This window comes from Nonomuraea sp. SYSU D8015, from assembly GCF_008065375.1.
GTDB lineage: Bacteria > Actinomycetota > Actinomycetes > Streptosporangiales > Streptosporangiaceae > Nonomuraea.
In genome coordinates, this window is record NZ_VJYI01000024.1 from 108674 (window position 1) to 132942 (window position 24269).

Sequence of the window (24269 nt, forward strand, 5' to 3'; positions counted from 1 at the left end):
CGTGGCGGCGGGCCCGGGCGATCGTGCCCGCAGTCCGGCCGGCGCCCCCTCCCAGGAACCCCGGCCGAACGCACTGCGGGTCACGACCCCGCACGCCCGCCCCGGCTCGGGTCCTCTCAGAGAACCCCGGCCGGAGTGCGGCGGGTCCCGTAGGTCAGTACTGGCGGCTGGACAGGACTTCCTTGGCCTGCTCCTGCGTGAACGTGGTCTCCTCGGTCACCACGCGGGCCGGCACCTGCTCACCCTTGACGACCTTCTTGGCCAGGTCCATCAGCTGCGGGCCGAGCAGCGGGGAGCACTCGACGATGAAGTTGATCTTCCCGTCGGCGAGCGCCTGCATGCCGTCCTTGACCGCGTCGACCGTGATGATCTTGATGTCCTTGCCGGGCACCTTGCCGGCGCCCTCGATGGCCTCGATCGCACCAAGACCCATGTCGTCGTTGTGCGCATAGAGGACGTCGATGTCCGGGTTGGACTTCAGGAAGGCCTCCATGACCTCCTTGCCCTTGGCCCGGGTGAAGTCACCGGTCTGCGAGGCGATGATCTTGAACTTGGGGTCGGCCTGGATGATCTCCTGGAAGCCGGCCTTGCGGTCGTTGGCCGGTGCCGAGCCGGTCGTGCCCTGAAGCTCGACGATGTTCACCGGGTCCTTGCTGTCCTTGTACTCCTCCACCAGCCACTTGCCGGCCTTGCGGCCCTCCTCCACGAAGTCGGAGCCGAGGAAGGTCTTGTAGAGGGAGGTGTCCTTGGAGTCCACCGCGCGGTCGGTCAGGATGACCGGGATCTTCGCGTTCTGCGCCTCCTTGAGGACCGTGTCCCAGCCGGACTCCACCACCGGCGAGAAGGCGATGACGTCCACCTTCTGCTGGATGTAGGAGCGAATGGCCTTGATCTGGTTCTCCTGCTTCTGCTGGGCATCGGAGAACTTGAGCTCGATGCCCGCGTTCTTGGCCGCGTCCTGCACGGACTTGGTGTTCGCCGTCCGCCAGCCGCTCTCCGCGCCGACCTGGGAGAAGCCCATGGTGATCGTGCTGTCGCCGCCACCGCTGGTGCCGGCAGTAGTGCTTCCGCCGCTGCCGCACGCCGCCACCGACATCGCGGTGAGCCCGGCGAGGACCAACGCCGAGATCCTCTTGAACACTGGGGGGTTCCCTTCTGATGTGAACGCTAACATCCCTAGTCGGGGGCCAGCGCCTGCTGCCTTCCAGTACGACCTAGCGCACCCGGGCCGTGCTGGCCCTGGGTACGAACGCCGGCGGCACCACGAGCCGCTCCTGCTCCTCCGGACCGCCTTCGAGCTGCCGTACGAGCACCTCGATGCTGTGTCTTCCGACCGCGTCGAAGTCCTGTCTGATGGTCGTGAGCGGCGGCGAGAAGTACGCCGACTCGGGGATGTCGTCGAAGCCGACGACGCTCACCTGATCGGGCACCCTCACCCCCTGCTCGGTGAACGCCCGCAGAACCCCGAGCGCCATCTGATCGTTGGCGACGAAGACCGCGGTGACGTTCTTCATGCTCGCCAGGCTGCGGCCCGCCTCGTATCCCGAGCGCGGACTCCAGTCCCCGGCGAGCGGCTTCGGGGCCTCGCGGCCCGCATGCTCCAGCGCGGCCCGCCACCCGGCCACGCGCCCTTCGGCCTCGAGCCAGTCGGAGGGACCGCTGACGTGCCAGACCGTCTCGTGGCCCAGCGAGAGCAGGTGCTCGGTGGCGAGCCTGCCTCCCGCGACCTGGTCCACGCAGACGACCGACACGTCCCCCGCCTCGCCGCCCTCGACGGCGACGGTCGGGATGCCGAGCGGCAACTCGGCCAGGGCCCGGGCGGCCGAGCGCTGCGGCGCGACCACCACGGCCCCGTCCACGCCCTGGTCGGCGAGGTAGTCGAGGGCGTCGCGGACGCCGCCCTTGTCCATGGACTTGAGGCTGACGATGCTGACGAAGTAGCCGGCCGACCTGGCCGCCTGCTCGATGCCGTAGACCGTGCTGGCCGGGCCGTACAGCGTGGTGTCGAAGCTCACCACGCCGAGCGTCCTCGACCTCTTGGTGACCAGGGCGCGGGCGACGAGGTTGCGGCGGTAGCCGAGCTTGTCGATCGCCTCGAGCACCCGGGTGCGGGTCTCGCTTCGCACGTTCGGGTGATCGTTGAGCACGCGGGAAACCGTCTGATGCGACACTCCGGCCTCCTTGGCCACGTCGGCCATGACCGGCAGGCGGCGCCCCACGGTGGCTCCCACTGCATGCTCCTTTCCTGGCTTGGCCACGACTGTGAACGTTAACAACCGGTCTCGTCAAGGGTTCACCGGATTACGTTCGGATTACGTGAGTCCTCCTCAGGCCCCCTCTTGACGTGCTTACCCGCCGGTCCTTAACTTGTCGCGCATCGCAGTTGTTAACGCTCACTTAATTGTTAGCGCTAACAAGACCTGAGGAGCCCCCCACTCGTGACGCGAATCGCCTTATCAGCCCTGCTCCTGGCGGGTCTGCTGGTGGCACCGCCGCCGGCCGCCGCCGCGCTGGCCGATCCCATCCCGGAAGGCGCCGTCGTCGACCAGTTCGACGGCACCACGCTCGGCGAGGACTGGACGGTCCTGTCCCCCGACGCCTCCCGCTGGTCGGTTTCGGACAGCGCGCTGCACCTCGACACCCTGACCGGAGACACCCATCAGGGCTCGAACAACGCCAGGAACCTCTTCCTCGTCGACGTCCCCGACGGCGACTTCGAGGTCGTCACCAAACTCAGCGCGCCCGTCGCGCTCGACTTCCAGAGCGCCGGCCTGCTGGCCTGGCAGGACTGGGACAACTACGTACGGGCCGGGCTGGCTCACGTCGGGTTCGCCGGCGGGCCGGTGATCGAGACGGCCACCGAGGTCGGAGCCGCCTTCACCTCGACCTTCGCGGCCCGGCCCGGCTCGACGGCCGAGGTGCTCAAGCTGGCGCGGACCGGCGACGAGTTCGTCTCCTCCTACTGGGACGGCTCGGCCTGGGTGCAGGCCGCCAAGATGACCGCGCGGATCGACGTCAGGCAGCTCGGGCTGTTCGCGCTCTCGGCGCAGAACGGCACGTCCATGCGCGCCGACTTCGACTACATCGCGATCAGGGCGGCCGAGGGCGGGGCCGTGGTCCCGGAGGGGGCCTTCACGCTGCGGGCGGCGGCGCTGCCGTACCTGTCGGCCGACCGGTCCGGCACGGTGCGCGCCTCGGCGCGGCCGCCGATGACCGGCCTGGCCGTCACGGCCGCGACGAGCGGCGACGGGGTGACGCTCAAGGACGTGGCCACGGGCAAGTTCCTGGAGGCCGCGGAGCGGGTGCGGCTGAGCGGGACGGCCTCGGTCTTCCAGCTCAAGGACGCCGGCGGCGGCAAGGTCACCGTCTCCTCGGGCGGCAAGAACGTCTCCATCAGCGACGGCAAGCTCGTCATGGGGACGAACGCGACGAAGTTCCGGGTCGAGGGCTATCTCTCGGGCAAGCTCACCGTTGACGCCAAGGCCAAGGGCACCGCGGTCAGCCCGAACCTCTACGGGGTCTTCTACGAGGACATCAACCACGCGGCCGACGGCGGGCTCTACGCCGAACTGGTGCAGAACCGCTCCTTCGAGTTCAACTCGGTCGACGAGCGCTCCTACACGGGCCTGACCGCGTGGAGCAAGGCCGAGCGCGGCGCGACCGCGACCCTGACGGTCTCCGGCGAGGACCCGCTGAACGCCAACAACCGCAACTACCTGCGGCTCGACGTGTCCGGCGACGGCACGGCAGGCGTGAGCAACGCGGGCTTCAACCGCGGCCTGCCGCTGAAGGCCGGCAAGCGGTACGACCTGTCGCTGTGGGCCAGGCGCGCCGAAGCCGGCCCGCTGACGGTCACCGTCGAGGACGGGACCACCGTGCTCGGCAAGGCCACGCTGCAGGTCAAGTCCGGCGGCTGGGCCAAGTACACCGCGTCGTTCACGGCGTCGGCCACCACGGACGCGGGCCGGCTGATCGTGCAGGCGCCCGCCGGACGGACCGACCTGGACATGGTGTCGCTGTTCCCGCGGGACACCTTCAAGGGCCGCGAGAACGGAATGCGCGCCGACCTGGCGAAGATGATCGCCGACCTGGAGCCGCGTTTCCTGCGCTTCCCCGGCGGGTGCGTGACGAACGTCGGCACGTACGACCCGTACTCGGAGAAACAGGACCGGCGCCGCATCTACCAGTGGAAGGAGACGATCGGCCCGGTCGAGGAGCGGCCGACGAACTTCAACTTCTGGGGCTACAACCAGTCGTACGGCATCGGTTACTACGAGTACTTCCAGTTCTCCGAGGACATCGGGGCCGAGCCGCTGCCGGTGCTGTCGGTGGGCGTCAACGGCTGCGGCGAGAACCGGCCGCTGACCGACGAGGCCAAGCTCGCCAGGTGGGTGCAGGACACGCTCGACCTGATCGAGTTCGCCAACGGGCCGGTCACCTCGGAGTGGGGCAAGAAGCGGGCGGAGCTCGGGCACCCGAAGCCGTTCGGGCTCGACTACATCGGGCTCGGGAACGAGGAGATCTACCCCGAGTTCTTCGCGAACTACCCGAAGTTCGCCGACGCCATCCGGGCCAAGTACCCGAAGATCAAGATCATCAGCAACTCGGGGCAGACGTCGGGAGGCGCCTGGTTCGACCGGATGTGGCAGTTCGCCCGGGACCAGAAGGCCGACCTGGTCGACGAGCACTACTACAACAACCCCGACTGGTTCCTGACCAACAACCACCGCTACGACTCCTATGACCGCAACGGCCCGAAGGTGTTCGTGGGCGAGTACGCCTCGCGCGGCAACACTTTCGGCAACGCGCTGGCGGAGGCGTCGTTCATCACGGGCCTGGAGCGCAACTCCGACGTGGTCGAGCTGGCCTCGTACGCGCCGCTGCTGGCCAACGTGGACTACGTGGACTGGGCGCCCGACCTCATCTGGTTCGACAACGACCAGGCGTACGGCTCGCCCAGCTACCACGTCCAGCGCCTGTTCTCCACGAACGTCGGCGACCGGGTGGTGCCGAGCTCCTTCGAGAGCGAGGCCAGGCCCGTGGAGGACATCAAGGGCGCGGTCGGCCTGGGCGCCTGGCGCACCCAGGTGCGCTACGACGACGTGAAGGTCACCGCGAAGGACGGGACCGTCCTGCTGTCGGACGACTTCTCGGCAGGCGCGTCCCAGTGGACGCCGGGCCTCGGGACGTGGGCCGTGCAGGACGGCGGCTACGTGCAGACGGCCGCCGTCGAGGACGCCAGGTCCACCGCCGGCTCCGCCGACTGGTCGAACTACACGATGGAGGTGACCGCCCGCAAGACCGGCGGGGCGGAGGGCTTCCTGGTGATGTTCGGGGTGCGGGACACCGGCAACTTCTACTGGTGGAACGTCGGCGGCTGGAACAACACCCAGTCGGCCATCGAGAAGGCCGTGAACGGCGGCAAGTCGTCGATCGCCACGTCCGCGCACTCGGTCGAGACCGGCCGGGACTACCGGCTCAAGATCGAGGTGAACGGGCGCAAGATCACGACCTGGCTGGACGGGCAGAAGGTCAACGAGTTCGTGGACGACGCCCAGGTGAAGCCGTTGTACCAGGTGGTGTCCAGGGACGGTGACTCCATGACCCTCAAGGTCGTCAACGCCCAGGACACGGCGGTGCGGAGCACCGTCGACCTCGGCGGCCTCCGGGTCCGCGGCACGGCTGAGGTCACGTCGCTGACCGGCGCGCCGGCGGACACGAACTCGATCGCCGAGCCCGAGCGGGTGGCGCCGGTGAAGTGGCGGGCGAACGGCTTCTCGTCCTCCTTCACCTACGACTTCCCTGCTCATTCGGTGACGTTCATCGAGGTCGAGGAGCGCTGAGCCCAGGGCGGCGCCGCCCACGTCGACCGGCGCCGCCCACCCTCCGTCGTCCGGCCGGGAGAGCATCCCGCCCCGCTTCCCGGCCGGACGACCCCCTACTGGATCACCCGGTAGTGCGTCGTCACGCGGCCGTCGTCGAGGACGTGGAAGGCGATCGACGGCGGCAGGTCGTAGTCGGCGCAGTGGTCCGGCGACGTGCCGCCCTCCTCCCACGGCAGCTTCAGCGTCGAGACGACCCCCGGCGCCGCCAGCAGCGGGCGGCCGGCGAAGGTCGTGGCGGCGGCCGTGTGGGCGTGGCCCACCAGGACCGCGGCCACGTTCGGGTGCCGTCCGATCACCTCCTCCAGGCGCTCGGGCCGGTGCAGGCGGATCGCGTCCACGATCGGGCTGTGCAGGGTCACCGGCGGATGGTGGAACGCCACGAACACCGGCAGCTCCTTCTCCTCCAGCACGCCCTCGAGCCAGGCGATCGTCTCGTCGTCCAGGTGCCCCGGGGCCTGGCGCGGCGGGATGGACGAGTCGCACATCGCGTAGACCGCCTTGGCGCTGCGATACACCTGGTTGACCGGCCCGGCGCCGGGGCCGGGGTCGCCCAGCAGCACCCGGCGGAACTCCTCGCGTACGTCGTGGTTGCCGGGGCCGACCAGGACGGGGTGGCGTGAGGTGAGCAGCTTGCGCGCCTCCTCGTACTCCTCCGCGACCCCGTGGTCGGCGATGTCGCCCGTGACGAGCACCGCGTCCAGGTCGCCCGGCAGCGCGTCGAGGTAGCGCATCACGGCGGCGGCGCGGTCCACGCTCTCGGGTGTGGCGCCGATGTGGATGTCGCTCAAATGGGCGATCACGATCATGGGTGGGGGTCCTTCCCTCTCAGGCGAGCTCACCTAAGGTATGCCGCACGACCGGACCACCGGTAAGGTCCGGTTTCGTGCGGAAAGGTTGGGCCAGTTCTGGGGTCGATCTCCATCTGGAGATCTCCGCCACGGGCGGGCGGCGGCGCGGGCTGGAGGACGCCCTGCGGGAGGCCGTCAGGGACGGACGGCTGCCGCGCGGCACGCGGCTGCCGTCGACGCGGGCGCTGGCCGCCGAGCTGAGGATGGCGCGTGGCACGGTGAGCGCCGCCTACGACCAGCTGGTCGAGGAGGGCTACCTGACCACCCGCCCCGGCGCGGCGACGGAAGTGGCGGACGTGACCCCGCCCGCCCCGCCCGGGGTGGCCGGCATGGCGCGCCCCTCCCTGCCCTCCTCGCCCGGGACGGCCGGCGTGGCGCGCCCGTCCCCGCACTCGTCTGCTTCCGCCCCGCCCGATCGACCGACGTCGCCGCCGGAGGCGGTGCCTGTGCACGACCTGCGGCCGGGGCTGCCGGACGTGTCGGCGTTCCCCGTGCGGGCCTGGCTGCGGGCGACCCGGCACGTGTTCGCGACCGCGCCCTCCCACGTCCTCGGGCCCTGCGACCCGCGCGGCCGGATCGAGCTGCGGACGGCGCTGGCCGGCTATCTGGGCAGGACGCGCGGCGTGATCACCACCCCGGATCTGATCGTGGTGACGACGGGCTTCGTCCAGGCGCTCAACCTGCTGGCCGCCGTGCTCCCCGGCGGGCCGGTCGCCATGGAGGATCCCGGCCACGACTTCTACCGCGACGTGGCCCGCCGCGCCGGACGGGAGGTCGTGCCGCTGCCCGTGGACGGGCTGGGTGCCCGGGCCGAGACGCTGACCCGTGAGGTCGCGGCCGCCGTGGTCACGCCCGCCCACCAGTACCCGACCGGCATCCCCCTGCATCCCCGACGCCGCCGGGCCCTGCGCGAGTGGGCAGCCGGGAGCGGGCGGCTGGTGGTGGAGGACGACTACGACGGCGAGTTCCGCTACGACCGCCAGCCGGTCGGCGCGCTCCAGGGCACCGCCCCCGAGCACGTCGTGTACGTCGGCACCGCCTCCGAGTCCCTCGCCCCGGCGCTGCGCCTGGCCTGGATGGCCGTGCCTCCGACCTTGATCGGCCCCGTGACGGAGGCGAAGCTCCACGCCGACGCCCACACCGAGGTGCCCGGCCAGCTAGTGCTGGCGAGGATGCTCGAGACCCACGACTACGACCGGCACATCCGCGCGGCCCGCCTGCGCTATCGCCGCCGCCGCGACCTCCTGCGCGCTCGGCTCCTCGGTCCCGGCCGGCCGCTGCCCGGCGTCACCCTGGCGGGCGTGGCCGCCGGGCTGCGCGCGCTGCTCCTGCTCCCGGAGGGCGGCCCCGCGGAGGCCGAGGTGGTGGCCGCGGGCGAGCGCCGGGGCATCGCCCTGCGCGGGGCCTCACCGCTCTGGCACGATCCCCCGGTCTCGGCGGGCCTGCTCGTGGGGTACGCCGCCCCGTCGGAACGCGCCTACCCGTACGCGCTCGACGCCCTGGCCGAGACGCTCGCGGAACTTCGCGGAGGCGCCGGCCGTTCTTCCTTGTGAGCGCATTCCGAAGGAGGGACATGGGCTGGCACTACAGCAAGTCGATCAAAGTGGGACCGTTCCGGATCAACCTGTCGCGACGCGGAATCGGCCACAGTTTCGGCAACCGGCGCTTCCACGTCACGACCACTCCCGACGGCCGCCGGCACGTGTCAGTGCGTCTGCCCGGCGGGTTCCACGTGGGTAAATCGTTTGGAAAGCGCAAGTACTACAGGCATTACTAAATCCGATATATCGCGCTTTGTCGGGGTAGCTGAGAGCTCTCGCGATCTCATAGGAGGAATGCGATGGGCTGGAGCTACCGAAAGTCGATCAAGCTCGGGCCGTTCCGGCTGAACCTGTCCCGCGGCGGCGTGGGGCACAGCTGGGGCAACCGGTTGTTCCGGGTGACGCGGACGGCGGACGGCCGCCGTACGCTCTCGGTCAACCTGCCCGGCGGCTTGCACTGGCGCAGGACCCTCAGCGGTCGCCGTTGACCGCTCTCCATAGGACGGGCCGGAGGTGAAGACCTCCGGCCCGTCCCCTTTTTCGCCCTCCACCGCTGAAAGTGCTCATTTGATGAGCACTTTCACAGGAAGAATCCTTGTCATCACCTCACCGCGCGAGCGACTTCGAGGCGGCCAAGCGCTGGTACGCCGACGTGCTCGGCGTCGAGCCGTACTACGAGATCCCGGACGCCTACGCCGAGTTCCGCATCGGCGACTACCAGCACGAGCTCGGCCTGATCAACAGCCGCTACGCCCCCGAGGGCGCGACGGGCCGGCCGGCGGGCTCGATCATGTACTGGCACGTGGACGACCTGCAGGCCACGTTCGACCGGCTGCTCAGCCTGGGGGCCGAGGAATACCAGCCCATCACCGAGCGGGGCGAGGGCAAGGGCTTCGTCACCGCCTCCGTGGTGGACCCGTTCGGCAACATCCTGGGCATCATGCGCAACCCGCACTACCTGGAGGTGCTGACCGCGAACCGGCGGGTCTGACATCCTTGACCCGTGTCGCGCCCGCACATCATGCTCACCGCCCCTCCCCGCACCGGCAAGACCACGGTGATCCGCCGCCTCGCCGAGCTGCTGCGGGCGGCGGACGTGCCGGTGCGCGGCTTCCTCAGCGACGAGGTACGCGAGCAGGGCCGGCGCGTGGGCTTCATGATCGAGGAGTTCGGCGGCGCGAAGGCGGTCATGGCCCACGCCTCATGGGTGTCGGGGCCGCGGGTCGGGAAATACGGCGTCAACGTGCCCGCGTTCGAACGCATCGCGCTGCCCGCCATCGACCGGGCGCTGGCCACGAAGGGCGCGGTCGCGCTCATCGACGAGATCGGGCCGATGGAGCTGCTGTCGCCGGCGTTCCTGCCGCGGTGCGTGGCGCTCTTCGCCGCCGACGTCCCCGTCGTGGCCACCGTCCATCAGCGCAGCCAGCCGGCGCTGAAGTCCCGCATCGAGGCGGAGCTGATCACGGTCACCCCGCACAACCGCGACGAGCTGCCCCGCACGCTCGGCCGGCTGCTGACGGCCTAGAGGCTTACCGTGGGGGGCCATGTGCGGCTGATCCTCTTGTGCGGGCTGCCGGGCTCCGGGAAGACCACCCTGGCCAAGCGGCTCGCCGCCGAGCTCCCGGCGGTCCGGCTGTGCCCGGACGAATGGCTGGCCGGCCTCGGCATCGACTTCCACGACGCGCAGGCCCGCGACCGGCTGGAGCGCCTGCTGTGGCGGCACGCGCAGGACCTGCTGCGACTGGGTCAGACCGTGATCCTGGAGTACGGCTTCTGGTCGCGGGCGGAGCGCGAGGAACTGCGCCTCGGCGCGCGCACCCTGGGCGCGGCCGTCGAGCTGCGCTATCTCGTGGTCCCGCTGGACGAGCTGCATCGCCGGCTGGAACGCCGCAGCGGCTGGGGCACGGTGCCGATCGCCAGGGACATGCTCGACCATTGGGCGACGCTCTTCGAGCCGCCGACGCCCGAGGAGCTGGCCCGATACGACGAGGCGCTGGACTCCTGCTGACCGTTCGGCTGGTCAGGTCGCTTGTGACAAGTACGTTTCGCCCCTTGCGCCCGCAGACTAGTCCGTGTTCGGATTAATTCGGCACAATCGTCCGTGTCCGGACTAAACGCGCGGGACCATGGGAGGGCCGATGGACCAGAACATGCTGAACGAGATCTGCCTGCGCCAGCTGACGCTGAGCGGCGTGCACGAGGGCGAGACGGTGGCGATCCTGTCAGAGGGCGCCGAACGCCTCGACTACGCCGACGCGTTCCTGTACGCGGCCAGACGCCTCGGCGCCGCCGCCTACCACCTGCGGCTTCCCGCACCTGCCGGCTCGTCGGGCGCGTGGGCGGTCGGCGAGTCCGGGCTCGCCGCCAACCCCCAGGCGGTAGAGGCGCTCAAGCAGGCCGACATGCTCGTCGACCTGAAGTTCCTGCTGTTCAGCAAGGAGCAGTTCGCCATCCAGGACGCGGGCACCCGGATCCTCACCGCCGTCGAGCCCGCACCACTGCTCGCCCGCCTCATGCCCACCCCCGAGCTGCGGGAACGCGTCGAGGTGGGGGCCGAACTGCTGAGCAAGGCGAGTTCGATGCGCATCACCAGCCCGGCCGGGACCGACGTCACCTACCGCCTCGGGGTGTATCCGACGATGAGCGAGTACGGCTACACCGACCAGCCCGGACGCTGGGACCACTGGCCCGCCGCGTTCGTCTTCACCGGCGGGGCCGACGACGGCGTGGACGGCACCATCGTGTTGTCCCCCGGCGACGTGCTGCTCCCCTTCAACACCTACGTGCAGGCCCCCGTCACGTTCACCATCGAGCGGGGATTCATCACCGACATCCGCGGCGGTCTCGACGCGGAGCTGCTGTCGTCCTACATCAAGTCGTTCGACGACCCCCGCGGCTACGGGATGTCCCACGTCGGATGGGGGCTCGACGAGCGGGCCCACTGGCACGGCCTGATGCAGTTCCCCGGCGGGATGGGCATGGAGCTCCGCTCGTTCTACGGCAACGTCATGTTCTCCATCGGCCCCAACAACGAACTCGGCGGGCCGAACGACACGCCCTGCCACTTCGACATCCCCATGCGCGGCTGCAGCCTCTTCCTCGACGACGAACCCGTGGTGGTGGACGGCGACGTCGTGGTGCCGGAGATGCGCCCGGCCGGCCGGCACTGACTCGGCCGGGAGGATTCGTGACCGACCACCACATCGGGCTCATCGTGCCGAGCTCCAACCTGACCATGGAGACCGAGCTGCCGCGGATGCTGCGCGCCCGCGAGGAGCTCGACCCCGGCGACCGGTTCGTGTTCCACAGCAGCCGGGCGCGGATGCGACACGTGACGCCCGAGGAACTCCGCGCCATGAACGCGCAGGCCGAGCGCGCCGCACGCGAGCTCGCGGACGCCCGTCCCGACGTGGTCGCCACCGCCTGCCTGGTGGCGATCATGGCTCAGGGGCCGGGCTACCACTGCACCGCCGAGGACTCGATCCGCGACGTCCTGCGGGAGGAGGGCTCACCGGCGCCGGTGGTCTCCAGCGCGGGTGCGCTCCTGGCGGGGCTCGCCGCGCTCGGCGCCGCACGGGTCGCCGTCATCACGCCCTACATGAAGCCGCTGACCCGGAAAGTGGCGGAGTACCTCGAGGACGCGGGCGTCGAGGTCGTGGACGCGCTGAGCCTGGAGGTGGCCGACAACCTGGCCGTCGGCCGCCTCGACCCGCAGGACCTGCGAGAACACTGGCGCAGGCTCGACCTGAGCCGTGCCGACGCGCTGGTGGTCTCGGCCTGCGTGCAGATGCCGTCGTTGCCGGTCGTCCAGACCATCGAGGACGAGGCCGGGCTGCCGGTGCTGTCGGCCGCCACGGCGACCGCCCACCGCGTGCTGTCCGAGCTGGGCCTCGCCACCACGGTCCCGGACGCGGGAAGCCTGCTCAGCGGCAAGTACTGAAGCGATGAGAAAGGGCCGGTCCGGCCCTTTCTCATCGCTTCAGACCATGTCCCGCAGAACGTCGCGAACGGCCTCCAGGGCCACCTGCGGGTTGTCCCAGAAGACCATGTGTCCCGCGTCCGGAACCTTCACCAGGCGAGCGGCGACGTTCGCCCGGGCCGCCTCCCGCGCGCCCTCGGCGGTGACCACGGGGCTGTCCGCGCCGTACACCAGGACGGTGGGCGCGGGCACCGACGGCCAGAAGTCGAAGAAGTCCTCGCTCTCGAACCCCCGATGGGTGGCGGCGACGGCCTCGTCGCCGCAGCTGGCCAGCCACCGCGCCCTCAGCTCCTGCTCGCGCCGCGGCCACCGGGGCCAGGACCGGGCGACCTCGTCGGCGTCGGTGCCGCGCCGGGCCTGACGGAGCTGGTCCTGGAACGCGGCCAGCGTGGTCGGATAGGGTCCGCGCCCTGGACCGCTCATCGGCGGGTCCACCAGCACCGTCCCGCGCAATGCGACCCTGCCTTTCGCGGCCGTCAGGCCCGCGATGCGCGCCCCCATCGAGTGGCCCAGCAGCACCGCGCCGTCGAGTCCGAGCTGCGTGATCACCGCCTCGGTGTCGGCGGCGTAGTCGTCCAGCGTGTACGAGGGCCCGTCGTCGGAGAGCCCGCGGCCCCGCACGTCCAGGACGACCGGACGGACCGGGCCGGTCAGCTCGCGGGCGACGAAGTCCATGGCGATGGCGGGGCTGGTGATCCCCGGCAGGACGATCAGCGGCACGCCGTCGCCGCCGTAGTCGAGGGCGTGCAGCCGGATCTGGCCCGAGGTCACCCACCGGCTTCGCGCGGGCACGGCGGCCAGATCCGCCAGGGCCCGCTGGGACAGAACGCGTTCAGACATCGATGGGGGCTCCTTGGGCGAGGTGGCCGGCGGCCTCCGCGAGGTCGATGACGTCGCCGTACTTGGCCTGGATGTCGAAGAGGGCGGCCTCGTGCGGGCCCGGCGCGCGGTCGCCGACGCACTGGCGCGGCACCAGCACCGAGAACCCGTGCTGGACCGCGTCCACCACGGTGGCCCGTACGCAGCCGCTGGTGGTCGCGCCGCAGATCAGGACGGTGTCGCGGCGCAGCCCGGTCAGGATGGCGGCGAGGTTGGTGCCGAAGAAGGCGGAGGCGCCCTTCTTCACCACCAGGATGTCCTCGGCGCGGCGCGGGAGCCGCCCGTCGATCTCCACCGCGCGGCTCCCCTCGCGCATCGCGCGCATGCCGGGCGCCTTGTGCAGCCAGGTGATCGCGTCGCCGTCGGCCTCGGCCGGCGTGTAGGCGATCGTGGTGAAGACGACCGGCACGCGGGCCGCGCGACCGTGCCCGATGAGCGTCGCGGTGGCGGAGACCACCTCGGACAGGTCGGCTCCCGTGGGGTAGGCGGGATCGGTGAAGCCATTGGTGAGGTCGACGACCACGATCGCGGGACGCTCGCCCCGGCGCACCCGAGCGCCGAACCCGGCCTGCGCGTAGGTGTCGTCGGTGCCCCTGCCGTACAACCCGTCAGTCACGGCGCAGCTCCTTGATCAGTTTGGCCTGGGCCCGCACCTTGCCGAGCAGCCAGCCGTGGAAGAGGCCGAGCGCGAAAGCGGCCGCGATCGGCACGTACCTGCTCACGCCCGGAGGAACGAGCGCCGAGAGCCCGGCCGGCTCCTGCGCCGGCACCACCGCGGCGGCCGGTTTCCGGACGCCTGTGCGGTCGGCCTCGATGAGCGCCGCGAGGTTCTCGGCGAAGCGGCGCAGCAACTGGTCGGAGACGGCCACGATCGCGCTCTTGCCGAACTGGACGATCTTCCCCCGGATCAGCAGGTCGGTCCGCACCCGCAGCACCGCACCGCCCGCGGCCTCCTCCACCGTGAGCGCCACCTCGGCCTCGGCGTCGCCGCCGCCGCGGGTGTCGGCGCCCCGGCCCTGCAGCCGCAGGTGGCGCCGGTCCGGATCGACCTCCAGGAGGCGCACTGTCCCGGCGTACGCGGCGGTGACGGGGCCGACCTTGACCTTGACGCCGCCTCTGAAGGAATCGCCGTCGCGGCCGTCGAGCGCGGCGCCCGGCAGGCAGGTCACGACCCGTTCCATGTCGTTGATCAGTGCGAACACCTCGTCGGGCGAGGCGTTCACGGTGATCTCGTTGGTCAGGATCATCGGGGTTCCCCCACTTCGCCGCGCCTGGTCCGGGCGCAGTCCTCGATCGCGTCGACGATGGTCTGGTAACCGGTGCACCGGCAGAGGTTGGCGGAGACGACCTCGCGGATCTCCTCTCGCGTCGCCTCGGGGCGCTCGGCGAGGAAGCCCTCGGCGAGCATCAGGAAGCCGGGCGTGCAGAAGCCGCACTGCAGACCGTGATGGGCGGAGAAAGCCCGCTGCAGGTCGTTCAGCTCGCCGCCGTCGGCCAGCGACTCCACCGTTCGGATGTCCTGTCCCTCGGCCTGGGCCGCGAAGATCAGGCACGCACGGGCCGGAGCGCCGTCGAGCAGGATCGTGCAGGCGCCGCAGATGCCGTGCTCGCACCCGACGTGGGTGCCGGTGAGGCCGAGGCGATGCCTGAGCACGTCCACCAGCGTGTGCCGGGACTCCACCACCAGATCGTCGTGCTGCTCGCCGTTCACCGTCAGGCTGATCAGCAGTTTCTCCGTCATGCGTACGCTCCGATCGCGCGCTGCACCGTCTCGGGCCGGATGGGGGTGTCCTCGAGCTCGACGCCCGTGGGGCGCAGGGCGTCGTTCACGGCGTTGAGCACCGCCGCGGGGGCGCCGATCGTGCCGCCCTCCCCGGCGCCCTTCGCCCCGCTCTCGGTGAAGGCGCACGGGGTCTCGAGGTGGTGGATCTCGATGTCGGGGATCTCGTTCGCGGTGGGCACCTTGTAGTCGATGAAGCTCGCGCACAGCGGCTCGCCCTGCTCGTCGTAGGTGACCTCCTCGAACAGCGCCCCGGCGATGCCCTGCGCGATCCCGCCGCGGCACTGCCCCTCGACGACCTGCGGGTTGATGGCGACCCCGCAGTCCTCCACGCAGACGTACCGCAGGAACTCCACCCGGCCCGTGCCGGGGTGCAGCTCCACGACCGCGCCGTGGGCGGCGTTGGAGAAGGTCCCGTCGCCGTGCACGTCGAAGGAGGCGGTCGCGGTGAGGCCGGGTTCGGCGTCCTTGGGGAGCAGGTTGGCCTTCAGGTAGGCGACCTCGGCCAGCTCGCGGTAGGCCAGGGCGCGCCCGCCCCCGTCGCGCCTGCGTACGTGCCCGTCGTGCAGCTCGACGTCGTCGGGCGTGGTCTCCAGCAGGTGGGCGCCCAGGTGCAGGAGCCGGTCCGCGAGCTTGGTGGCCGCCCGCGCGACCGCGCTGCCGCCGATGGTGGCCGAGCGGCTGGCGAACGTCCCGAACCCGTACGTGATCCGGTCGGTGTCGCCCTGATGGATCTTGATCTGGGCGAGGTCCAGGCCGAGCCGGCCGGCGGCGATCTGGGCCAGGGTGGTCTCGTGGCTCTGCCCGTGGCTCATCGTCCCGGTGGTCACGGTGACGCCGCCGGTCAGGTCCATCGTGATCTGGGCGAGGTCGAAGCCCGGCACCACGGCCATCTTGCGCTTGGCGAACGCGCCGGAGCCGTAGCCGGTGCGCTCGTTGAAGCAGGAGTAGCCGATCCCGAGGAAGCGGCCCTCGGCCGCGGCCTGCTCCTTGCGCTCGTACCAGCCCTCGTCCCTGAGCATCCGCTCGCAGAGGTTCAGCGCCTCCAGGTAGGAGCCGGGGTCGTAGGTGACGTCGTTGATCCCGGTGTAGGGGAACTCGGTGATCAGGTTGCGCCGCCGGATCTCCACCGGGTCCAGATCCAGCTCGCGGGCGGCTCGCTCGAAGACCCGCTCCATGACCATGACGATCTGCGGCCTGCTGACGCCCCGGTACGGCGCCGACGGCGCCTTGTTGGTGGTGATGGCCCGGCCGCGCACGCGGTAGGCGGGAACGCGGTAGACGCCAGGCAGCTCCGCCGACGCCATGAGCGGCTCGATCCCGGCGGTGAACGGGTAGCAGGAGTAGGCGCCCATGTCGCACACCACGTCGGCGTCCAGCGCGAGGATCCGGCCGTCCTCGTCGAACGCGGCGCACACGTCGTAGCGCTGCTCGCGGGCCAGGAACGAGGCGGTGAGCGCGTCCCGGCGGTCCTCGATCCACTTCACCGGGCGGCGCAGGCGCAGGGCGGCGGCCGCCGCGGCGATCTCCTCGCGGCCGACCACGCATTTCAGCCCGAAACCGCCGCCCATGTCGGGCACCACCACCCGGACGGCTCGCTCGCCGAGGCCGAGGCACCCGGCCACCACCGTCCGGACCTGGTGCGGGACCTGCGTGCAGGTCCGCACGAGGAGCTGCTCCTCGCGCGCGTCCCACGTCGCGACGGCGCCCCTGGTCTCCAGCGGCAGCGCGTTCTGCCTGCCCGTCCTGGACCGCACGCGCACCACGCGGTGGGCGGCGGCGAAGATGTCGTCGATGCCCTCGGTGGCGAACATCGACACGTCCACCAAGGTATTCGCGGCCGCCGCGGCGTGGACGAGCGGCGCGCCGGGAGCCAGCGCCGCCTCCTCGCCGAGCACCGGCGGGTGCGCCTCGTACGTCACCTGGGCCGCCTCGACGCCGTCCTCCACGGAGTACGGGTCCTCGGCGAGCACGATGGCGATCGGCTCGCCGACGAAGCGGACCCGGTCCCGGGCGAGGACGGGCATCGCGGTCGGCACGAACTCCGACGGCGGCCGTTCGAGTACGGCGGTGATGTCGCCCATCTCCAGGTCCGCCGCGGTGAACGCGGCGACGACCCCGGGCACGGCCAGCGTCCCGGACAGGTCGACGCCGGTCACGGTCCCGTTCGCGATCGTGCTGCGGACGAACTGCGCATGCAGCATGCGGGGAAGGTGGATGTCGTCGACGAACGTCCCGTTCCCCGTCAGCAGCCGCGGGTCCTCCCGCCGGGCGGCCGACCTTCCGACCCAGGTCATCGCCGCATCGCCTCCTCACATGCCTGGACGAGCAGGGTCCGGGTGAGGGCCCTGCGGTAGCCGGCGCCGCCGTCGCCGTCGGCGGGCGGGTCGATGGCCGCCGCGGCGGCCTCGGCGCATTCGGCGAACGTGCCGCCGCGCGCGAGCACCGCCTCCGCCTCCGGGACCCGCAGCGGCACGGGGGCCACGCCGCCCAGCACGACGCGTCCCGCGTCCAGGTCGACGGCGGCGGCCACGGTGGCGAAGTCGCCGCGCCGCTGGGCGAACTCGGTCAGCGCGGCGTGCGGCGCTGGGCGCGGGAAGACGACCTCGACGATCATCTCCTCGGGCTCCAACGCGGTGGTGAAGAAGCCGAGGAACAGCTCCTCGGCCGGGACCGTCCGGCGCCCGCCCACACCCTGCACGACGACCTCGGCGCCCAGCAGGACGGCGAGCAGGCACCACTCGGCGGTGGCCTCGCCGTGCGCGAGGCTGCCGCCGACCGTGCCGCGCGTGCGGATGGGCAGGTGCCCGATCCAGCTCATCGCCTCGCGGAGCACGGCGAAGTCCGGGCCGAGCGGCGCGCTCTCCACCTGGTGGTGGGTGGTGAGCGCGCCGAGGCGCAGCACGCCGTCGTCCTCGCGGACGTAGGCCAGCTCCCCGCGCAGGCCACCGAGGTCGACCAGGTGCGCGGGCCGGGCGAGACGGAAGTTCATCATCGCGACCAGGCTCTGGCCGCCGGCGAGGTACTTGGCGTCCTCGCCCAGCTCGGCGAGCAGGGCGATCGCCCCGGCGACGTCCCGGGCGCGGTGGTAGGTGAACGGCGCGGGCTTCATCACGCTCCCATGGGGACCGCGTCGCCTGCGGGGTCGGTTATGTGGTCCAGCTTCCGTCCCTTGGTCTCCGGAGCGGCCAAGACCATCCACCCCACCACCGCCAGCACCACGGCGCCGAGCACGACGAACGTCATGGTCAGGCCCAGCGCGGGCCAGAGCAGGCTGCCGAAGATGAGCGGGATGAAGCCGGAGGCCACCCGGCTCGCGGACGAGGCCCAGCCGAACCCGCTGGCCCGAATGGGGGTGGGGTACAGCTCGGCGACGTAGGCGTACAGCACCGGGATGGTGATCTGGATGACGAAGCCGAAGATCCCGAGCCACACCAGCGCCGCGGACCTGATGTCGAGGAACACCGCGAAGCCCACCAGAGCCGCCGCGGCCGCCGGCGCCGAGACCCCGATGACCCACTTCCGTCCTGCCGCCTCGATCAACCAGGCGGAGACGAGCACACCGGCGATGCCCACCGCGGTCATCAGCGTGGCCCTGGCGAACGCGGCGTACTCGCTGTAGCCGCCGGCCAAGAGGATCGTCGGCATCCAGCTGATGGCCACGTAGTACGTCGTCATCACGGTGATGAAGAGCAGCCACGCGGCGGAGGTCACCCGCGGGCTGAACCTCCAGACGCCGCGGAGCTGGTCGAGCGCCGCCCGGATCTTCCCGGAGCCGGCCGCCGCCACCGCCGGCGCCTCGATGACGTACGGCTGCGCGGGGGCGCCGGTCCTGGCGACGAGATCGTCGATGACCGCGCGCGCTTCCTGCTCACGCCCGGCCTTGGCCAGGTAGAGAGGCGATTCGGGAATGCCGCGCCGCACCCAGAAGAGCAGCAGCGCGGGCAGGATCATCACGGCGAGCATCCAGCGCCAGTTGCCCTGCACCGGCTGCAGCGCAACGGCCACCACGCCGGCCAGCGTCGCGCCGACCGGCCACCACACGTCCATGGCGGCCAGGATCTTGCCGCGCAACCGGCTCGGCGAGAACTCCCCCACCAGCGCGTAGTCGACGGGGATGCAGCCGCCCAGGCCGACCCCGGCCAGGAAACGGAACGCCAGGAAGACGCCGTAGTTGGGAGCCAGGGCGCCGACCACGGAGAAGAGCGCGAAGATGAGCAGCGTCAGGCTGAAGGCCCGCTTGCGGCCCACACGGTCGGCGATCGTGCCCCACATGACGGCGCCGACCGCCATGCCGATGAGGTTGGCGGTGGCCACCAGCCCCCTCTCGCCGACCGATAGCCCGAACTCGGCACCCAGCAGGGGCGTCAGGAACCCGTTGAGCGCGACGTCCCAGGCGTCGAACATGTAGCCGAGGCCGCCGATGATGAAGATCTTGCCTTGGACGCGCCACTTCCATGGCAGGTCCTGGACGATCTGGTCTCCTGTTTTCATGGTCTTCCACCCAGATGTGAGGGGTTGGGGAGACGGGAGCGCGGTAGAGGGGGGCGCGTCCCCGAGGGTGGCCGGACCGGTCGATGCCCGAGCCGGTCAGCTGTGGAACTGGTAGGAGAAGGATTCTTCGTCGGGGTCGTTCAGCGGGGTGCCGCGCCACAGCCACCGGTAGGAGACGTCGGACTCGCCGTCGAACCGCTTGAGTTTCTCGTCGCGGGCCCGCTGCTCGGGCCCGTCGTGCAGGTGATAGAAGGACATGTTGCGCCAGGCGGCGTCCTGCACCATCCCGGCGTGTTTGGCCCGGCGTGCCACGTACCGCATGAGGGCGGCGCGGACGCCCTCGGCGGGGACGGCGCCGAGCTCCTCCGCGAGCACGGCCGCGTCCTCCATCGCCTGCGAGGCGCCCTGCGCCTGGTACGGCAGCATGGCGTGGCAGGCGTCGCCGAGCAGGGCCACGTGGCCGTCCACCCACACCGGGTCGCGGCGGCGGTGGTACATGGCCCACGCGGAGATGTCGCCGTCGGCCTTGGAGAGCATCGCGGCGACCCGGTCGTCCCACCCGGGGAAGGCGTCGATCAGCTCGTCCACCGTGGCGGGGGCGGTCCACCGCTCTTCCACCTCGGGCGTGCAGGGCACGATCGCGACGACGTTGAGCCATTCCCCGCCGCGGATCAGGTAGTGGACCAGATGCCGGTCCGGGCCGTACCAGATGGTGCTCTGGAAACGGTCGACCAGCCAGCGCGTCGCCGGGTCCGCGGCGATCTTGTCTCCGGGGATGAGCACGCGGTAGGCCATCTCACCGGAGAAGAGCAGGTTGCCGGGCAGGCCGAGCGCCTCGCGCACCCGGGAGCGGATGCCGTCGGCGCCGATCAGCACGTCGGTCTCGTACCGGTCGCCCGCGGCGGTGACCGCGGCGGGCCGGGAGGGGTCGCTCCGGTCCACGGCCATGACCTGGCATCCGGTGCGCACGTCCACCACCGGGCCGGGCCGATCCTCGGCCACGCACGCGTCCAGCAGCACCTTGTGCAGGTCAGCGCGGTGATAGTGCCAGTAGGGGGCGTTGTACTCGCGCTTGCAGAACTCGCCCAGCGGCGTCAGGCCGATCACGCTGCCGTCCTGCCAGCGGCGGCGCACCTGGTCCAGGGGCTCGGTGCGGATCTCCTCCAGGGCGGCGCGCAGCCCGAGCCCGAGCAGGATGCGGCTGGCGTTCGGCGCGGTCTGGATGCCCGCGCCGACCTCTCCCATCTCGGGGGCCTGCTCCAGAACCGTGACCCGCAGGCCGCGCTGCCGCAGCGACAGCGCGGCGGTCAGCCCGCCGAGGCCACCCCCGACGATCGTGACGTGGTACGACTGACTCACCTGGCTCGCCGCCAACGCTCCTCCATCCCATCGGATTGTGGTGTCGTTCTCCGGGCACGCGAATCACCGCCATCCCGCTATCGCAGCAGGTCCGGGGCTACAACCGGCAAACTAATCCGAACACGGACGATCCAGTGAGCGCAAGGGGTGAGCCGGGATGTAACGTCAGCGCAACAGGAGAGGAGGACCGGGCGCCGGTGCCGGTGGACGACGTCACTCCTCGCCGAGGAGCGCCTCCCACTGGGCCGCGAGCGCGGTGATCTCGCGCAGCACCCGCTCGCGTTCGGCCTGCGAGTAGCCCTTGAGCAGCTGCTCGTCGAGCTCCCTGGCGCGCCGGTTGACCTCTTGGAGGCGCCGCGCCCCCTCCTCGGTCAGATGCAGCAGCTTGCGCCGGCCGTCGTGCATGGCGGTGTGCCGGACGATCAGCCCGTTGTCCTCCAGCCGGCGCACGATGTCAGCCATCGTGGAGCGGTCGAGCGCCACCGACGAGGCCAGCGACCCCTGGTCCACGCCGGGATAGTTGTCGACGGCGGTGAGCACGGCGAACTGCGGGCCGGTCAGGACGGGGTCGACGTGGCGTGTCCACAGGGCGACGTAGGACTGGTAGAGCCGGCGGGCGACGTAGCCGGGGGCGGCGAGGAGCGAGGCAGGGGTGACGATCGCCTCGCCGCGGGACGCCTTCGTCGCCGCCGTCTTACCCGCCTCACGCGCCATGCCTCTACCTAACCACGAACCCGCTGAGCACTCTCCCTACGCCCAGGGCTCGGCTGGAAACAGCACTGACGCAGGCCACGGGGCTGCGAAATGAGTGGAGCTATGGGGATTCGAACCCCAGACCTCCTCCATGCCATGGAGGCGCGCTACCAACTGCGCTATAGCCCCTTGCGATCAACAAGTGTATCGGAATCCCGAAGCGCCCGTGTCACGCCGAAGGACCTGTGCTACGTCTAAGGTTTCATGTCGACCTTTGAAGACCACCGGAGCCTGTTGACCGGGGTCGCGTACCGCATTCTGGGCAGCGTCTCCGACGCGGAGGACGTCGTGCAGGAGGCGTGGCTGCGCTGGTCGAACGTGGACGAGGCGACGGTCGACGACCCCAAGGCCTATCTGATCAGGGTGACCTCGCGGCTGGCCATCGACCGGCTGCGGTGGGCGAAGTCGCGGCGGGAGGCGTACGTCGGGCCGTGGCTGCCCGAGCCGATCAGCACCGAGCCCGACGTGGCCGAGCACGCCGAGCTGGCCGACTCGGTGGAGATGGCGCTGCTCGTGGTGCTGGAGACGCTGTCGCCGCTGGAGCGGGCCGTGTTCGTGCTGCGGGAGGCGTTCGACCTGCCGTACGCGGAGATCTCCGAGATCATCGGGCGGAGCGAGCCGGCCACCAGGCAGCTGGCGCGGCGGGCGCGCGAGCACGTTCAGGAGAGGCGGCCGCGCTTCGACGTGGACCGGGACGAGCGGAGGCGGATGACCGACCGGTTCTTCAGAGCCTCCGCGAACGGCGACCTCGACGAGCTGATCGAGCTGCTGTCCGGCGACGTCACGATGGTCGCCGACGGCGGCGGCAAGGCCAGGGCGGCGCTGCGGGAGATCACCGGTGCGGACCACGTCGGCCGCTACCTGCAGTCGCTCAACACCCCGGCGAACATCGCCCGCTTCATGGCCTCGATCGGCATGGTCGAGACCATGGAGGTGTCCTTGGGGATGGCCGAGCTGAACAACGCCCCGGCGATCGTCATCTCGGCGGGCGGCAAGGTGATCACGGTGATCTCGCTGGTGGTCTCGGACGGCAAGATCGATACGATCTACCTGGTCGCCAACCCGGAGAAGATCGCCCACCTGCGCCCCGCCGCGCCGGCCTCCTAGGCGGTGCGGCGGACCGGCATGCCGACCTCCCGCACCAGCCGGGGCAGGTCCACGCCGGCGTCGGCGAGGATCCCGCCGGCGCCGTTGGCGTGGTCGGCCAACAGGCCCCACAGCAGGTGCTCGCCGGTGACCGGCCCGGGGCGCCACAGGGCCACCTCGATCACCTTCCTGGCGTGCATGGCCAGCGGGATCTGCCCCAGCGGCCCGTACAGCGTGACTCGCAGCGGCCGCAGCCGGGAGCGGTGCAGGCGCCAGGCCCCGGGCTCGTCGGCGCCGGCCCTGGTGCGGCGGTGCACCTCGTCGAGGTCGATGCCCAGCGTGGCGAGCAGCGCCCGCGCGTCGCCGGCGTCCACCCGTTCCCTAACGTCCCGTGCGGAGGCGGTGAAGGTGGAGAGTGTGAACGGCCGGACCTCGGCCAGCGCCAGCAGCATCAGATCGGCGTCCAGCGCCGGCCGCCCGGCGTCGAGCGCGAGGATCCCCGCCCTGACCACGGCCCGGCGGGCGCCTTCGGTGAACCTGGCGAACACGCGTTACCCCCTTGTCCTGCGAGCATGCTTGCGATGGGCGGTCTGCCGCCGAACCCCCAGCGCGTCGGCGATCTGCTCCCACGACCACCCCTGAGCCCGGGCGTTGGACACGTGCGTCGCCTCCACCTCCTCCAGGAGGGCCCTGAGCGCGGCCACGGCCGCCAGGCCCACCCCGGGGTCGCGATCGGCGGCCGCCGCGGCCAGTTCGGTGACTTCCATGGTGTCAGCATATGCTGACACGCGGGGATGTGTCAGCATATGCTGACGCGGAATTTTCCAGGATTCAGGCGGCGCAGGTGGTGTGCATGGTGAGGGTCGATTCCTCCGGCGACAGCATGAGCGCGACCTCTACCCGGCCCAGCTCCGCCGTGCGGGCGACGTGCGTGCCGCCGCACGGGATGGACGCCTCACCCTCGGGCAGCGCGCAGTGCCAGGTGCGGCGGGCCGTCAGGCCGGGCCCCGGCACGTCGAGCCAGACCGGCGCGTCGGCGGCCACCCAGTCCTTGAGCCGGTCGTTCACCTCGCGGGCGACCTGCGCGGGGTCCAGGTCGTCGGCCGAGAACCCCTTCTTGCGCAGCGACTTGCCGAGGCGGTAGACGTCCACGCTGCCGTACTCGGCGATACGGGAGGAGGTGATCGCCGCCTGATCGAAGTCGGGGTGCCCGAGCCGGTCGCGCGCGACCTCCTTGCGCCAGCGGCGGGCGAGGGCCGCGTTGAGCGCGAGCGCCGCCAGGTGGCAGGACGTGTGCCCGGCCGACAGCGCCCGGCGGAACGCGGCGTCGACCTCGAGCTCGACCTCGGCCCCCACGGGCAGGGGCGTCTCGGTCACGTGGACGACCAGCCACTCCCAGCCCTCGGTGCCACGCCGCACCGGGATGGCCTCGCCGAGGAGGACCTCGCCGGAGCCGGACCGGGCTCCGGTCACGCAGTCGACGACCGGCACGCCCCCGATGGCGCCGCGGTCGGCCGGCTGGTCGGGCCAGGTGTGGTCGAGGGGATGGAAGGGGGTCTCGGCGACGACGAGGCCGTGCCGATCTCCCACCGGCACGGTCCCGACGATCTCTGAGCGGCCCGCGACCCGGCCGCTGGGGAAGGTGACGACGGTGGATTTCACCTC

General features: G+C 71.2%; 25 protein-coding genes and 1 tRNA gene. 10 read left to right on the plus strand and 16 right to left on the minus strand.

Going from position 1 to position 24269, the window contains the following annotated elements:
• Positions 1-154 precede the first annotated feature (154 nt).
• Together ID574_RS48405 and ID574_RS48410 are read right to left on the minus strand one after the other, a co-directional pair.
• Positions 155-1141 (minus strand): ABC transporter substrate-binding protein, encoded by a 987-nt coding sequence (locus ID574_RS48405; RefSeq protein WP_223167844.1) that lies wholly within the window; start codon positions 1139-1141, stop codon positions 155-157.
• Between the two features lie 73 nt (positions 1142-1214).
• A complete protein-coding gene (locus ID574_RS48410) occupies positions 1215-2198 on the minus strand; it encodes a LacI family DNA-binding transcriptional regulator (RefSeq protein WP_188195909.1) in 984 nt (327 codons plus the stop codon).
• Positions 2199-2438: 240 nt separating this feature from the next.
• Between ID574_RS48410 and ID574_RS48415 the strand changes: the two genes are divergently transcribed.
• Entirely contained in the window at positions 2439-5843 is a 3405-nt protein-coding gene (locus tag ID574_RS48415) for an alpha-L-arabinofuranosidase C-terminal domain-containing protein (protein WP_188195830.1), read from the plus strand.
• Between the two features lie 95 nt (positions 5844-5938).
• Here the strand turns inward: ID574_RS48415 and ID574_RS48420 are convergent, their stop codons facing one another.
• On the minus strand, positions 5939-6691 hold the full coding sequence (locus tag ID574_RS48420) for a metallophosphoesterase (RefSeq protein WP_188195831.1): 753 nt from the start codon (positions 6689-6691) through the stop codon (positions 5939-5941).
• Positions 6692-6768: 77 nt separating this feature from the next.
• Between ID574_RS48420 and pdxR the strand changes: the two genes are divergently transcribed.
• The 8 genes from pdxR (at position 6769) to ID574_RS48460 (ending at position 12214) form a co-directional block, all read left to right on the plus strand.
• Positions 6769-8286, plus strand: a complete 1518-nt coding sequence (gene pdxR / locus ID574_RS48425) for a MocR-like pyridoxine biosynthesis transcription factor PdxR (protein ID WP_188195832.1) — start codon at positions 6769-6771, stop codon at positions 8284-8286.
• A 20-nt stretch (positions 8287-8306) separates the two neighbouring features.
• Positions 8307-8510: a DUF4236 domain-containing protein gene (locus ID574_RS48430; RefSeq protein WP_188195833.1), complete on the plus strand. Its 204-nt coding sequence runs from the start codon at positions 8307-8309 to the stop codon at positions 8508-8510.
• 63 nt (positions 8511-8573) lie between these two features.
• A complete protein-coding gene (locus ID574_RS48435) occupies positions 8574-8762 on the plus strand; it encodes a DUF4236 domain-containing protein (RefSeq protein ID WP_188195834.1) in 189 nt (62 codons plus the stop codon).
• Positions 8763-8869: 107 nt separating this feature from the next.
• Positions 8870-9265, plus strand: coding sequence for a VOC family protein (locus ID574_RS48440; protein WP_188195835.1), 396 nt, complete (start codon positions 8870-8872; stop codon positions 9263-9265).
• A 12-nt stretch (positions 9266-9277) separates the two neighbouring features.
• A complete protein-coding gene (locus ID574_RS48445) occupies positions 9278-9799 on the plus strand; it encodes a nucleoside-triphosphatase (RefSeq protein ID WP_188195836.1) in 522 nt (173 codons plus the stop codon).
• Between the two features lie 21 nt (positions 9800-9820).
• On the plus strand, positions 9821-10282 hold the full coding sequence (locus ID574_RS48450; RefSeq protein ID WP_223167845.1) for a P-loop nucleotide/nucleoside kinase family protein: 462 nt from the start codon (positions 9821-9823) through the stop codon (positions 10280-10282).
• Between the two features lie 130 nt (positions 10283-10412).
• Positions 10413-11444: a 2,5-dihydroxypyridine 5,6-dioxygenase NicX family protein gene (locus ID574_RS48455; protein WP_188195838.1), complete on the plus strand. Its 1032-nt coding sequence runs from the start codon at positions 10413-10415 to the stop codon at positions 11442-11444.
• 17 nt (positions 11445-11461) lie between these two features.
• Entirely contained in the window at positions 11462-12214 is a 753-nt protein-coding gene (locus ID574_RS48460; RefSeq protein ID WP_188195839.1) for a maleate cis-trans isomerase family protein, read from the plus strand.
• A gap of 39 nt (positions 12215-12253) precedes the next feature.
• On the opposite strand, the gene ID574_RS48465 is transcribed toward ID574_RS48460, so the two are convergent.
• The 10 genes from ID574_RS48465 to ID574_RS48510 form a co-directional block, all read right to left on the minus strand.
• A complete protein-coding gene (locus ID574_RS48465) occupies positions 12254-13093 on the minus strand; it encodes an alpha/beta fold hydrolase (protein WP_188195840.1) in 840 nt (279 codons plus the stop codon).
• The gene (locus ID574_RS48470; RefSeq protein WP_188195841.1) at positions 13086-13748 is read right to left on the minus strand and encodes an isochorismatase family protein; all 663 of its coding nucleotides are present in this window, start codon (positions 13746-13748) and stop codon (positions 13086-13088) included. The genes ID574_RS48465 and ID574_RS48470 overlap by 8 nt, the downstream gene beginning before the upstream one ends.
• Positions 13741-14379, minus strand: coding sequence for an SRPBCC family protein (locus tag ID574_RS48475; protein ID WP_188195842.1), 639 nt, complete (start codon positions 14377-14379; stop codon positions 13741-13743). Before ID574_RS48475 ends, ID574_RS48470 begins: the two co-directional genes overlap by 8 nt.
• Positions 14376-14873 carry a (2Fe-2S)-binding protein gene (locus tag ID574_RS48480; RefSeq protein WP_188195843.1) on the minus strand — a complete coding sequence of 166 codons (498 nt, stop codon included), beginning with the start codon at positions 14871-14873 and terminating at the stop codon, positions 14376-14378. Before ID574_RS48480 ends, ID574_RS48475 begins: the two co-directional genes overlap by 4 nt.
• On the minus strand, positions 14870-17209 hold the full coding sequence (locus tag ID574_RS48485) for a xanthine dehydrogenase family protein molybdopterin-binding subunit (RefSeq protein ID WP_188195844.1): 2340 nt from the start codon (positions 17207-17209) through the stop codon (positions 14870-14872). Before ID574_RS48485 ends, ID574_RS48480 begins: the two co-directional genes overlap by 4 nt.
• A complete protein-coding gene (locus tag ID574_RS48490; RefSeq protein WP_188195910.1) occupies positions 17206-18024 on the minus strand; it encodes an FAD binding domain-containing protein in 819 nt (272 codons plus the stop codon). The genes ID574_RS48485 and ID574_RS48490 overlap by 4 nt, the downstream gene beginning before the upstream one ends.
• Positions 18024-19406, minus strand: coding sequence for an MFS transporter (locus ID574_RS48495; protein WP_188195845.1), 1383 nt, complete (start codon positions 19404-19406; stop codon positions 18024-18026). Before ID574_RS48495 ends, ID574_RS48490 begins: the two co-directional genes overlap by 1 nt.
• 96 nt (positions 19407-19502) lie before the next feature.
• Positions 19503-20780, minus strand: coding sequence for an FAD-dependent oxidoreductase (locus ID574_RS48500; RefSeq protein ID WP_223167846.1), 1278 nt, complete (start codon positions 20778-20780; stop codon positions 19503-19505).
• Positions 20781-20978: 198 nt separating this feature from the next.
• Positions 20979-21479, minus strand: coding sequence for a MarR family winged helix-turn-helix transcriptional regulator (locus tag ID574_RS48505; RefSeq protein ID WP_188195846.1), 501 nt, complete (start codon positions 21477-21479; stop codon positions 20979-20981).
• Positions 21480-21574: 95 nt separating this feature from the next.
• Positions 21575-21647: transfer RNA gene (locus tag ID574_RS48510), tRNA-Ala, on the minus strand.
• Positions 21648-21722: 75 nt separating this feature from the next.
• On the opposite strand from ID574_RS48510, the gene ID574_RS48515 reads away from it, so the two are divergent.
• On the plus strand, positions 21723-22625 hold the full coding sequence (locus ID574_RS48515; RefSeq protein WP_188195847.1) for an RNA polymerase sigma-70 factor: 903 nt from the start codon (positions 21723-21725) through the stop codon (positions 22623-22625).
• Here ID574_RS48515 and ID574_RS48520 read toward each other — a convergent pair.
• The 3 genes from ID574_RS48520 to ID574_RS48530 all read right to left on the minus strand — a co-directional run bounded on the left by ID574_RS48520 (position 22622) and on the right by ID574_RS48530 (position 24266).
• Complete coding sequence (locus ID574_RS48520) at positions 22622-23152, minus strand: Clp protease N-terminal domain-containing protein (RefSeq protein ID WP_188195848.1); 531 nt, start codon at positions 23150-23152, stop codon at positions 22622-22624. The genes ID574_RS48515 and ID574_RS48520 overlap by 4 nt on opposite strands.
• Before the next feature lie 3 nt (positions 23153-23155).
• Entirely contained in the window at positions 23156-23371 is a 216-nt protein-coding gene (locus ID574_RS48525) for a helix-turn-helix domain-containing protein (protein WP_223167847.1), read from the minus strand.
• Between the two features lie 64 nt (positions 23372-23435).
• Entirely contained in the window at positions 23436-24266 is an 831-nt protein-coding gene (locus tag ID574_RS48530) for an alanyl-tRNA editing protein (protein ID WP_188195850.1), read from the minus strand.
• Positions 24267-24269 lie beyond the last annotated feature (3 nt).